The sequence below is a fragment of the Emticicia sp. TH156 genome (assembly GCF_002855535.1).
GTDB classification, from domain to species: domain Bacteria; phylum Bacteroidota; class Bacteroidia; order Cytophagales; family Spirosomataceae; genus Emticicia; species Emticicia fluvialis.
In genome coordinates, this window is the sequence record NZ_PKRS01000010.1 from 43,546 (window position 1) to 56,676 (window position 13,131).

Sequence of the window (13,131 nt, forward strand, 5' to 3'; positions counted from 1 at the left end):
CTTACATGAAACACATACTTTTATTTGTCCTTACAATTTTTGCAATCAATTCTTATGCCCAGACCTTATCTGAACAACAGGTAAGGCAATACCTGGATGCACTACAAAAAGAAGAAATAATTTCTGAATTCGGTAAAGACGGTTATCTGAAAGCCTTCGACAAAGAGAATTCTGCCATCAAACAACGGCTTTCAAGCATGCCCATTGGCGCCTTGGGTAATTTCCCCGACTCAGTATTCATGTCAAGAGGCGCTATTCTTGGTTTTGTAGGCGTGTATGAACTCATCCGTAATGTAGGTTCGGCAGCTGATGAGCTGGTACGATTCAGAGAGATGTCTGAAAAAATACTGGGCGAAAGCATGTATTTCAAGCCGGAAATAGAAGGAGACCCCAACCCTAAAAATCCGTTTTCGTTTCTTGGGCTTGAGCAAAACCTGAAAAACTCTAAAACTCAATATCTTCAGGTAGCCGAAAAATTAAGGCGCATCGGTCTGGTCGATGAAAAAGTTTACCAGGAGCTGATAAAATGGCTTGAAAAAGACCACATTAAACTCATTAAAGACTTTAGTTTCTTTATCTATGCCGCCCGGCAAACCTGGTTTTATGACAACTACGAGTCGCTTAAAGCAAAACAGTTTAAGTTTATTGACTCCTTGGTATCGAACAAGATGCTCACATCGCTAAGTGCAGAAAACCTAAGAAAATCTTACCAGCCTTTCGAGCTAAAAAGCAGGGTTGAGCTGCTGTCTTATTGCACCAACACCCTGCTGATACCGGAAGAACAAGGAAATTTTACCAGACAAGAGATATACGAAAATCTATACAAACAGATAACTGCCAAACTAATACCCGATTTCACCTACGCTGATTTCAATATTTCAGAAATCAAAAAAAATAATCCCAACTCGCCATCCGGTATATTTGGTTCAGTATTAGATTTTGGCACTTCTAAAGACAAAAAGACATTCAGGCTGGTATTTAAAGCAAATGGCTTTAGTTATGCGCAAAAGGCAGATACCGACTTCTGGTGGGTTAAAACCATATCGAAGAGCCTTCCGCCGGATATCAATCTGGATACCGTAGTTATTAAATCCTATGCCACTTTTTTTTCTCCGCTTACAGGCATTGGCACCAAAGATTTTCAGGCTGTTAATGATTACCTGACCGACACTGGGTCGGCCAAACGGCTAATGGTGGTTGCCAATGAAATGAACCCCTTGCTTCCGGTAAAAGACGGACGCAAAGCCCTGATGTTGCTTGATAGCTCTCAGGCAGGTCTTTTTAAAAATGACTGGCAAAATTTAATTGATTTACCGATTTTCCCCAATAATTCCAAAGTTGATTTTTCTGATAAATACAGCAAAGGTAAACTCCTGCAGATAATAAAAGATTTTCAGGAAAACGGAATTTTACCTGCCAACGACACCGTGGGCGCAGATAATGCCATTTCAGATTTCAGATTTGAATCACGCAAACCCGAATACCTGAAAAGAAGCCTGTTATTAAGTTACCCTTCTCTGGTAGCCGGCGTCAATTTCAACCTGGGCAGAGATGCCAGAAATGCAGATACATTTAAATCAGCATTGGCAGAGCTGGCTCGTGTTACGCAAGGCAGGTTCAGCCCGCAAAAAGTTACTGACAATTTAGATGTAGAACTCCTTAAACCCGGCTCAAAAGACAGAACCCTGTTGATGAGTTATAAACTCAATGACAAAAAGTATGAGTACCGGCAGGACATCCCCAAGACTGAACAGGAGCAGGAAAAAGATGCTGAACCCCTAAAAGACAATATTTTCAATATCGGTACGGTAAGCCTGAATGAATACGAGTTGATTGGGTTAATAAATTCGTCGCTTGAAGAAAGTAAAACAGACGGGGCATTTTATAAAATAAGCACCGGATTTAACTTACTCAATATTGGTGAAGCCAGTCATTATATATTTCTGACACGTAAACAATATGAATACCTTGAAGCCAATCATTCTGAAGTTTTCAATGAGCCTGTTGAACAAAAGATGTATGAGTCTTACCAATCGCAGATTGCGTCATTCAGAACAGATGCTTTTGCAGAAGCGTTGAAAAGAGAAAATATGCTAACCGAAGAGGCATTTAAATCTTTAGACCTGACCAAAACCAAAGAACCATCTGACGTTCTAAAAGCCAGTAAACAGGCATTGCTTATAAACATGAATGAACTTACCGGTAAAAATGACGCAGACTTGTTTACGTATGTTATCGGTAAAATCAATGAAAAGCTATTGCCTGATGCTGGTTTCAGTAATGTAAGTGTAAAAAAACTAAGTTCAGAAGACGATTCAAGCGGCATTAGCCAACATCTTGTTTCAATGGTAATCAACGGCAAACCTTACGAGCAAATATTGTATGTACCGTTACCCAAGGTAGTTAAAAATGCCATAGATTCACTCAAAAGCCCCAATTCACAATATTTCCCTGGCATAGGAGAGCATCAGTTCAAAATTATAAACGATTTCCTGACTGACTCCGGCAATCCGAATCGTCTGGTAATTGTCTGCGACTACCGCAGCCCTTTTATATCGTTTGTTCTCTTCGACAGTACCCAGGCCTCGCTTGTGCAGGAATCTCTGCCTAATAATTACGTAGATTTTAATTTGTACAGCCGGGATTTCAGCCGCGACAGCCTGCACAATACATTGTTTGAGCTAGGGCGTTTAGGGTTATACAACCCGATGGATGAAGAGCAAAGAGAAGCATTTATTTTAAAATTGAGACGCAACTATACTACGGGTAAAAGCATGCTTGAAAACCTGCCTAAAGTAGTAATTACATCCAATATCTGGGAGCTGGACAACTTCAAAGATCTTTTCAGGTCAATGATAGATTCACTAAAAACCATTTCACGAGGGCAATTTAATCCGGTACGGCTTGAAGACAATTTTCAACAGATGCTCAAAAAAGGCGAATACGCCAACAGAACCTTTAAGTATGGCTTTGAACTGAATGGCAAAAAGTACTCAGAAAGCCAGTTTGTAAAAGCAACACCCAAACCTAAAGGCAAAACAGAAAAGTCTGACTATGAGTACTTTGACTTTGATACTGTTAAATTTTTAGCGTTTGTAAACAATGCGCTTGCAGACCAAAACTCTGAGTATTTGTTCTATGAATTACTTAACGAAGAAGACGAGCAACCCGGTCCACAGTATATCTTTTTATCGGGCAGTCAGTATAGATGGATAAAAACAAGATACCCTGATATTTTTGCAAATCAGGAAGATACCCGATTATACGATTCAGACAAAATAGAAGACAAAAATAAAAACTAGTTTTATAAATGAAGTAAGCCATACCCCTATATAACCTATGAAAAAACATATTTCTGCCCTGATTCTGGCCGGATGTTTTCTATTGATTGCTGCAATTCAAAAGCAGAATCAACCTGAAAACGATGATTATACGCAATGGGGTGAATATCTTGGAGGCCCGGACCGTAACCACTATTCAAGACTGAGTCAGATAAATCCTGAAAATGTAAAAAATCTGAAAGTGGCTTGGTCGTACGCAACACCAGACTCGGGGCAAATGCAGGTTAACCCTATTATTGTAGAGGGTATTTTGTATGGCGTTACTCCATCTGTACAGGCTTTTGCGCTTCATGCAGCCACAGGAAAAGAGCTATGGCGTTTTGGCGATAAGCTGAACAATTATGCAAGCACCAGCCGGGGAGTGGCCTACTGGAGCGAAGGAAATGACAAACGCATATTACATACCATTGGTGCATTTCTATATGCTATTGATGCCAGAACCGGCAAATCAATAACCTCTTTTGGCAATAACGGGCGGGTAGATTTACATACAGGCCTGCCAGAAATTGCCAGGTCTAAATTTATTATATCTAATACCCCAGGTACTATTTATGAAGATTTAATTGTAATGCCCGTGCGACTATCTGAAGGGGCAGATGCTGCCCCGGGCGACATCAGAGCATTTAATGTAAAGACCGGCAAACTGGCCTGGAGTTTCCATACCATCCCCTACCCTGGCGAGCCGGGCTATAACACCTGGCCAAAGAGTGCCTACAAAAACATAGAAGTAGGCGCAGCCAATAACTGGGCTGGTATGGCCATAGACCGCAAACGCGGTATTATTTATGTACCCACTGGTTCGGCAGGTTACGACTTTTATGGCGGCAAAAGAAAAGGTAAAAACCTGTATGCCAACTGTTTATTAGCCCTGAACGCCAAAACAGGTAAATTGCTTTGGTATTTCCAGACCACTCACCATGACGTTTGGGACAGAGACTTGCCCGCGCCGCCTAACCTGATTACCGTAAAGCATAAAGGCAGGAAAGTTGATGCAGTGGCTCAGGTAAGCAAGCAGGGGTATGTATATTTGTTTGACAGGGTAACAGGGAAACCACTTTTCCCGATTCAGGAAATACCCGCGCCAAAATCTGACCTGCCCGGTGAAGAAACCTGGCCAACGCAACCTATACCCACTAAACCAGCGCCATTTGCCCGGCAGGCGCATACCTTAACCGAAAAAGACATTAGTGCTTATGCTGAAGACCGCGATTCATTACTAGCCAGATTCAGAACCTTTAAGCGGAACAGATTTGCAGCTCCGGGCAGAGAAGGTACAGTTATATTTCCCGGTTTTGATGGAGGCGCCGAATGGGGCGGCGCTGCTGCTGACCCACATGACGGGATACTCTATGTAAACAGCAACGAAATGGCCTGGATACTTACCATGAAACCAACCCCCAGACAAGATGCTTTGGTGGGGTTAAGTACCGGTGAAAGAATTTATGCCACCACCTGCACTAGCTGCCATGGAGCCGACAGAAAAGGTAATGCCAAAAGTGGTTATCCGTCGCTGATTGATATAGACAAGCGAAAAGACAAAGATTACGTAACCAGAATTATCAGCAACGGCAAAGGTATGATGCCGGGTTTTACGTCGTTAAGCCAGGCTGAAAAGCAGGCATTAGTAGCATTTTTATACGGTGAAGAAAAGAAAGAAGTAAGCATTGCAGACACCAAAGGCTTTAAAAACCCTTATTTACCGTTTGTAAGTACCGGTTACAATAAGTTTCTTGACAGCAAAGGCCTGCCCGCGATTACTCCGCCCTGGGGGACACTGAATGCAATTGATATGAACACAGGCGAATACTTATGGAAAATACCTTTGGGAGAATTTGAATCGCTGAGGCAGAAGGGAATACCCACAACCGGCTCCGAAAATTATGGTGGCCCGTTAGTAACGGCTAATGGCTTACTTTTTATTGCCGCCACAAAAGACGAGAAGTTCAGGGTTTTTAACAAAAAAACAGGAGAGCTTATCTGGGAAACTAAATTACCAGCAGCCGGATTCGCCACGCCTTCTACCTATATGCTTAACGGAAAGCAGTATATTGTTATCGCTTGCGGCGGCACCAAACTGGGGGCAAAAAAAGGCAACCAATATGTAGCTTTCGCATTACCCTGACTGCCTCATAAAACAAATAGCCTTGCGGCTATAGATTGCGCATAAGTGTTTCAGTAATTGCCCTGAATAAGCAGGTAATTATCATGAAAGCTGTATTTATAAATAATATCCAGGTCGCGCATGGCATTTATTAAGGCCAGTTGACTGAAATACTTCAGGTCTTCGGCTTTAATAGATGCTTCTTTTAAAACTCCGGAATCTAACAAAAACTGCCTTTTTGTACCTTTCAGCAAAGGTGCGTCTGTTGTTAGCCATTGGCTGCCATCATAAAACGCAACATTGGCAAAAGTAGCATCAGTAAGCATTCCATTATGTAGGATAATCAAATCATCAGCCTCAGGATTTTGATTCAGCATTTGCCTAAACCCGCTCCGGTCTTCAAACTTGTAAGGGTATTCAAGCTGGCAGTTTTCTACCAAGTCAATTCTGCCCGGATGAACTGGCTTATAAGGGAAAAACTCAACCTTTTCAATTTCATGCTGATAGCTTACTCTGCAACGATATAGCCCCTCACCTACCCAAGCAGGTATGTTTATTAACTCTGCTAAACTCACCTCTCTATCAATTCCCAAAAGCTCTGTCCGGCTTTTATGCATCCGTTGGTTATGGTAGGCAAGGTTGTGGAGTTTCCGGTTTTGTAATTGAATGGTTTCGAACAATAGGGACATATATTTTCTGAATCATTTCTTCATATTCCTTCTCTGCAATACTTTTGGCAGTTATTCCGCCTCCGCTTTTAAAAGTCAGGCTTCCGTCTTTTTTCTGTTCAATGTAACGAATCATCACCCCTGAATCCACTGACTTTCCATCAAAAATACCAAAAATACCTGTGTAGTAACCCCTTTCGCTACCTTCCTGGTAAGTAAGTTTTTCGGCTGCACGTATAATTTCAACTGTTTTTGTTTTTGGCGCGCCTGTTATTGACCCCGCAGGCAACATGGCAGCCAGAATGTCGCCGGGTTGCACATGCCATTGATGGCTTAGTTGTGCGCATATCTGAGAACTTACCTGAAGTAACTCGCTCCGGTTATGGGTTTCTATTTTATCAATGTATCTGAATTGTTCAACCCACACTTTTTCGGCTACCTGGCTCAAATCATTCCTTATCAAATCAACAATTGTGGTGTGTTCATACAATTCCTTTCGGTCGCTTAACAAAATCTCACCGGCATTTAATAAACCTGCATCGATGGTTCCTTTCATCGGAAAAGAAGACATCAGCCCGCTTTGGTCAATCTTTACAAATATTTCCGGCGAAAAGCACACAAAATGGTCTTTCCACCAAAGTTTATATTTTGCTTCGCTTCTTTTAAAAACCTCTTCCAGGCTAATATTCAGGGCAATTGGCGTTTCTGCCGTCAGATTTACCAGAAAACTGTTACCGTGCAGAATCTGCTGCTTTACATAGTCGAATCCGGCCTTGTATTGATCAAAAGCCAACGCATATTTTTCAAGCACAATGTCTGGCCCTTCTGCACTGATGCTGTGGTCGTTTGTCTTCCCGTTAATCCAGAATTTTATTTCATTACTATCAATATTGTCTAGCGGCTCTACCACCCACTTATTACCTGTAAAATCTATCAGGAATAAAAAAGGGATGTTTTCAGATGAAAAAAAATTAATTTTCGAGATTGCGCTCTGTCTATTGATTTCCACTTTTAAAAGCGTTTTTTATACATTTAGACGATAATCAGTACAAAAGTACAGATAGTTTTGTTTATTAATGCAAAATTGTCAATTTCGCAATATCATTAACCAAACATCAAAAACCTATCCATGAAAAAAATTCTTCTCAGTTTTTTCATTTTATTCATCAACATTCAAGCGTTTTCTCAGGTTACTTTTCCTCGCAACGGAGTGTATGATGAGCGTCCGGCTCAGTATGCTTTTAAAAATGCAACCATTGTTGTAGATGCACAAACCGTACTTGACAACGCCATGATTTACATCAAAAACGGCATTATCGAGTCGGTTGGCAAAGATTTAAAAATACCAAGCGGAACAGTAGTTTATGACCTGAAAGGTAAAAGAATTTACCCGGGTCTGATTGACATTTACTCAGACTACGGCATGCCTGAAATTACCCGCCCGCAAGGTGGCCGGGGATTTGGCGGCCCGTCTCAGATGGAAAGCAACAAAAAAGGCGCTTATGATTGGAACCAGGCCGTAAAGCCTGAAATTGACGCGGCAAAAGAATTTAAAGCCAACCCTGCAAAAGCCGAAGAACTGAGAAAAATAGGTTTTAGTGTGGCAGGTGTACATATTGCCGACGGCATTGTGAGAGGAACAGGCGCTTTGGTGTCTTTGGGTAATGGTAAAGAAAATGATTTGCTGATAAAAGAAAAAACCTCGGCACATTATTCACTAAACAAGGGTACTTCTACCCAGACCTACCCAGTATCAATGATGGGTTCGGTAGCTTTACTTCGCCAGACTTACTACGATGCCGACTGGTATAAAAAAGGCGGGGTTAAAGAAGAAAGAAATCTTTCTCTTGAAGCGTTTAATGCACAGCAAGACCTGCCTCAAATCTATGAAGCCAATGATAAACTGGGTATTCTGAGAGGTAATAAAATAGGTAAAGAATTTAATATTCAATACATTTTTAAAGGTATAGGTGATGAATATCAACGCATTGATGAAATCAAGGCTACCAACAGTTCATTAATATTGCCGTTGAATTTCCCGGCTGCTTTTGACGTCGAAGACCCATTTGATGCGGCTCAGGTGTCGTTATCAGAAATGAAACACTGGGAAATGGCCCCTGCCAACCCTGCCGCAGTAGCTAACGCAGGTATCAGTTTCGCATTCACTACCAATGCTTTAAGAAGCAAAGCCGAGTTCTGGGCTAATCTTAGAAAAGCCATTGAAAATGGCTTGCCTGAAAGCAAAGCTCTTGAGGCTCTGACTACTACCCCTGCAAAATTACTGAAAGTTGATAATCAGCTGGGTAGTCTTAAAAAAGGCATGATGGCCAACTTCATAATAACCTCAGACAACCTGTTCAGTAAAGACAACGTAATTTATGAAAACTGGATACAGGGTAAAAGATATATTATTACTGAAGCAGATGTAACCGATGTAAGAGGTACTTATGATTTATCGGTTGGTGATAAAACAGGCCTGAAACTGAACATTACAGGTAAAATAGATAAACCTGAATACCAGATTGTGGTTAGTGACAGCGTTAAGCTGGCTACTAAAGTTACGCGCTTCTCTGACCTATTTACTATTACAACCAAGCTGGACAAAAAAGATGCCGGCGATACCCGCTTAAGTGGCTATTATGATGGCAAAAACCTGAAAGGCGATGCCGTGCTGCCAGATGGCAAACAAGTAAAATGGGCTGCCTTGTTTAAAGAAACCAACAAAGAAACTACAAAGAAAGACAGCACAAAAGCCAAGACACCTGTTTTGGGTAAAGTGTTGTTTCCTTTCACGGCTTATGGCAGTGAAACCAAGCCTCAGCAAGAAACCATGCTGATAAAAAATGCAACGGTTTGGACCAATGAGAAAGAAGGAATTGTACAAAATACTGATGTATTGCTTCAAAATGGCAAAATTGCCAAGATAGGTAAAAGCTTATCAGCCCCGGCAGGCGCCAAAACCATAGACGGCACAGGCAAACACCTTACTAACGGAATCTTTGATGAGCACTCGCATATTGCCTTGTTCTCAATCAATGAGGTACAAACGGTATCGGCAGAGGTTCGTCAGGAAGACGCATTAAACTCTGAAGACGTAAACATTTACCGCCAACTGGCAGGTGGCGTTACGTCATCTCAATTACTGCATGGTTCGGCCGACTGTATCGGTGGTCAATCGGCATTGATTAAATTGAAATGGGGCGAAAACCCTGATAATCTTTTAATTAAAGGTGCCGATGGTTTTATTAAATTTGCATTGGGCGAAAACGTAAAACAAGGCAACAGTGCACAGGCAACAAGCCGTTTCCCTGCTACACGTATGGGTGTTGAGCAAGTGTATATGGATGCTTTCCAGAGAGCGCAGGAATACGAAAGAGCCTGGAAAAATTACACAGTGCTGGCCAATAAAACCGGTGTAACCCCTCCTAAAAGAGACCTTGAGCTTGATGCATTGGTAGAAATCCTGAACAACAAACGCTTCATTACCTGCCACTCTTATGTGCAGTCAGAGATTAACATGATGATGAAAGTGGCCGAGTATTTCAATTTCAGAATGAATACCTTCACCCATATTCTGGAAGGATACAAAGTTGCCGACAAAATGAAAACCCACGGCGTGGCAGCTTCAACATTTGCTGACTGGTGGGCTTATAAAATGGAAGTAAAAGAGGCTATTCCATACAACGCAGCCATTATGACCAAAATGGGAGTTTTAACCGCCATTAACTCTGATGACGCCGAGATGGCCCGCAGATTGAATCAGGAAGCTGCCAAAACTGTGTTATATGGTGGTATTTCGGAAGAAGAAGCCTGGAAAATGGTAACATTGAACCCGGCAAAAATGCTACACCTTGATAACCGCTTGGGAAGTATAAAAACGGGTAAAGATGCAGACGTAGTACTCTGGAACAACAATCCACTTTCTATATATGCGCGCCCTGAAAAAACAATCATTGACGGCGCCGTTTATTTTGATGTAGAAAAAGATGAGCAAATGCGTCAGTCAGTAGCGAAAGAACGTAACCGTTTAATGTTGAAAATGTTAGCTGAAAAATCGACAGGTGCACCCATGCAAAGACCTGTGCCAAGACGCAACCTTGAAGTACATTGCGATACTATTATGGAAATGGGCGTAACCGAAAACCGTACCGATGAGCACGACCACGAAGCCGAAGCAAGATTTTTCAACAACAAAGACTGATACATTAATTAATAGCGTTCCATTAAAATAAGATTTTCAAAATGAAAAAATATATAATAGTAATTGGTTTATCATTGCTTGGGTTGTGCAGCAAAGCGCAGAATCAGGCGCCTGCTTCACCACAAACCAAACCGATTGCCCTGGTGGGCGGAACCATCCACGTGGGCGACGGCAGAATTATCCAGAATGGCACTGTGGTGTTCGACAAAGGTATTATTACCGCCATTGGTGATGCCACTACCAACTTCAATAAAAACACCACTGAGGTAATTAATGTAAGCGGCAAAGCCGTTTACCCGGGTATTATCGCTCCGTCGGCATTAGCGGGTCTTGTTGAAATCGCTTCGGTAAGAGCCACACTTGATCAACGCGAAACTGGTGACTTAAATCCACACGTTAGAGCTTTGATTGCTCATAATACTGATTCAGAGGTAATACCAACTTTCAGAGGGAATGGTATCTTAATCGGCCAAAGCACACCAGAAGGTGGCATTGTTTCAGGCACATCGGCCATTATGGAATATGACGGATGGAACTGGGAAGACGCAGCCTTGAAAAAGGATGACGGTATCTGGCTAAACTACCCTGCCCTGGTAACGCGTCAGTTCAGCATTGAAGAAATGAAGTTTGCTATCAAGAAAAACGACAAATACATTCAGCAAAAAGCTGAATTGGAGCAGCTTTTCTCTGAAGCCCTGGCTTATTCTGAAATCAGTAATCCAAATCCAAAAAATGCGCCGCTTGAAGCCATGAAAGGATTATACGATGGCTCGAAACAATTGTTTATCAGAGTTGAATACGGAAAAGAAATTGTTGAGGCAGTAAAACTGGCTCAGAAATACAAAATCAGAAAAATTGTTATAGTTGGCGGAGAAGAGGCGGAATTGGCAATTGATTTTCTGAAAGAAAACAATATACCTGTAATTGTAAACGGTACTCACCGCCTACCAAATACAGTTGATGAAGATGTATGGAATCCGTATAAATTACCCGGCATATTAATGAAGGGCGGCGTAACGGTAGGTATGTACTATACACCTGAATTCTGGCGAACCAGAAATCTGCCTTTTGCAGCCGGGACATCTGCTGCTTATGGTATGTCGCCGGAAGATGCCCTGAAAATGATAACACTCAATAATGCTAAAATTCTGGGAATCGATAAACAGGTGGGTTCGTTGGAAGTTGGTAAACACGCTACCATTGTGGTATCGGCCGGAGATATTCTGGATATGCGCACCAGCAAAGTGGAGCAGGCATTTATAAGAGGTAAAAAGATTGACCTTGACGACAAACAAAAAAGATTATATAAGAAATACGTGGGCAAATACGGTATTTCTGAGAAATAATTCCGGTAAAATTTACGAAAAGGATTGCGAAGAAATTTGCAATCCTTTTTTGTTTTCAGCAGGTAAATGATAACTTTGATACAATCTATTTAACCTATAAATTTTTCTATTTCCATTATACTGCTATCAACCTATGAAACTTCTATTTAAATCTGTAATTGCCTTGTCTGTAAGCCTATTGCTATTTAACGCTTGCACGCCGGGCGATAAGCAACATGCGTTTAATCCTAAATTCAAACTTATTTCTGCTGAAAAAATCACTTTCAATTCATTTGTAGATTGCAACATGGCCGAAGTATGGGTGGGTGACACTTTCAGGATATTCCCGGGCAAATATGGTGAAGACCCGCTTTGGGGTGATGCCCGTGACCTGAAATATGCCGATGGCAAAAATGCCGATGAGGCATTTAAAAGCAAGGTAGATAATTTTCACCAACCCATAATGCCTGCCAATGCTCCAATCGGGCAAGAAGGTCTGCATGGGGCTGTATGGTTTGAGACCGTTTATCAGTCACCGAAAGATGCCAGTGGTAAGACGCTGTATGCCGTGTACCATAACGAAAACTACCCTCAAACCTTGCCTTATGACGAAAAAACCGGACAGGGATACAAAAATGATAAAAAATGGCCACAGGGTCTCACTGGCGAAACCAGTCCGGCTGCCGTTTGCCGGATTGGCATTATGAAGTCGGTTGACGGAGGAAAAAGCTGGAACAATAAAGGCATTTTTATTGAAGACCTCAACCCTCGCATGATTATGAAGCCTCATAACAGGTCAAATACATTTGCGGGTGGTGTCGGAGACCCTTCAGCCGTTGCCAGTGGCGACTACCTGTATTTATTTTATGGCGAATACGGCTACCCGGGCGTCTACGACGAAACCAGCTACGACCCAAAAACTGAATGGGCAGGGCAATGTATCAGCGTAGCCCGCATTGCAATTGCCGATTTAGATAACCCGGTCGGAAAAGCAAAAAGATGGGATGGACAAGGCTTTAACGCCCCACATAATGGCGTTGGCAAACCGGTGGCTGCTTTACAAATACCAATGGCTCAAGGCGGGGGGCCGGCGTCAGCACCATCAACAGGTTTTCATTGGGGGCCATCTGTCAGCTGGAACACCTACCTTAATTGCTGGGTAATGATGATGGCAAAAACAGAAGAAAAATCATGGAGAGGCGATAAAGTGTATATTTCATTCAATAAGAATCCAGATTTGGGCAGTGCCTTAAATTCACAGGAATGGACAAAACCACAGCTGGTTTTCGAAAAACCAGGTTATATTTTATGGTATCCGTCATTACAGCCATTAAATACACCCGAAGATATTGAAGCACGTAATACCTGTCTGAAGTTGGGCAAAAAAGCACGCTTCTTTGTAAAACGTATCAAACCCGGCGACGACTCCTATGCATCAGAACATTTTATTGAGTTTGAAAAATAATGCGTCGGTATCACAAATTTCAATGCATAC

General features: G+C 42.0%; 7 protein-coding genes. 5 read left to right on the plus strand and 2 right to left on the minus strand.

The window, feature by feature from the left end; genetic code table 11:
- The first annotated feature begins 5 nt into the window (after positions 1–5).
- Both C0V77_RS18090 and C0V77_RS18095 read left to right on the plus strand, forming a co-directional pair.
- The gene (locus tag C0V77_RS18090) at positions 6–3,302 is read left to right on the plus strand and encodes a hypothetical protein (RefSeq protein ID WP_101727774.1); all 3,297 of its coding nucleotides are present in this window, start codon (positions 6–8) and stop codon (positions 3,300–3,302) included.
- A 37-nt stretch (positions 3,303–3,339) separates the two neighbouring features.
- Positions 3,340–5,463, plus strand: a complete 2,124-nt coding sequence (locus tag C0V77_RS18095) for a PQQ-binding-like beta-propeller repeat protein (protein ID WP_101727775.1) — start codon at positions 3,340–3,342, stop codon at positions 5,461–5,463.
- Positions 5,464–5,513: 50 nt separating this feature from the next.
- On the opposite strand, the gene C0V77_RS18100 is transcribed toward C0V77_RS18095, so the two are convergent.
- On the minus strand, positions 5,514–6,131 hold the full coding sequence (locus tag C0V77_RS18100) for an aminotransferase class IV (protein ID WP_101727776.1): 618 nt from the start codon (positions 6,129–6,131) through the stop codon (positions 5,514–5,516).
- Entirely contained in the window at positions 6,067–7,119 is a 1,053-nt protein-coding gene (locus C0V77_RS18105; RefSeq protein WP_101727777.1) for an aminodeoxychorismate synthase component I, read from the minus strand. The genes C0V77_RS18100 and C0V77_RS18105 overlap by 65 nt, the downstream gene beginning before the upstream one ends.
- 120 nt (positions 7,120–7,239) lie before the next feature.
- On the opposite strand from C0V77_RS18105, the gene C0V77_RS18110 reads away from it, so the two are divergent.
- From C0V77_RS18110 to C0V77_RS18120, 3 genes are all read left to right on the plus strand, one after another.
- A complete protein-coding gene (locus C0V77_RS18110) occupies positions 7,240–10,311 on the plus strand; it encodes an amidohydrolase family protein (protein ID WP_101727778.1) in 3,072 nt (1,023 codons plus the stop codon).
- Between the two features lie 41 nt (positions 10,312–10,352).
- Positions 10,353–11,657 (plus strand): amidohydrolase family protein, encoded by a 1,305-nt coding sequence (locus C0V77_RS18115; RefSeq protein ID WP_101727779.1) that lies wholly within the window; start codon positions 10,353–10,355, stop codon positions 11,655–11,657.
- A gap of 133 nt (positions 11,658–11,790) precedes the next feature.
- Positions 11,791–13,101, plus strand: coding sequence for a hypothetical protein (locus C0V77_RS18120; protein ID WP_101727780.1), 1,311 nt, complete (start codon positions 11,791–11,793; stop codon positions 13,099–13,101).
- Positions 13,102–13,131 lie beyond the last annotated feature (30 nt).

What these genes read in the sequence shown, in the direction of transcription:
- C0V77_RS18090 (WP_101727774.1), top strand. Translation starts at nt 6, where the DNA reads ATGAAACACATACTTTTATTTGTCCTTACAATTTTTGCAATCAATTCT.
- C0V77_RS18095 (WP_101727775.1), top strand. Translation starts at nt 3,340, where the DNA reads ATGAAAAAACATATTTCTGCCCTGATTCTGGCCGGATGTTTTCTATTG.
- C0V77_RS18100 (WP_101727776.1), bottom strand. Translation starts at nt 6,131, where the DNA reads ATGTCCCTATTGTTCGAAACCATTCAATTACAAAACCGGAAACTCCAC.
- C0V77_RS18110 (WP_101727778.1), top strand. Translation starts at nt 7,240, where the DNA reads ATGAAAAAAATTCTTCTCAGTTTTTTCATTTTATTCATCAACATTCAA.
- C0V77_RS18115 (WP_101727779.1), top strand. Translation starts at nt 10,353, where the DNA reads ATGAAAAAATATATAATAGTAATTGGTTTATCATTGCTTGGGTTGTGC.
- C0V77_RS18120 (WP_101727780.1), top strand. Translation starts at nt 11,791, where the DNA reads ATGAAACTTCTATTTAAATCTGTAATTGCCTTGTCTGTAAGCCTATTG.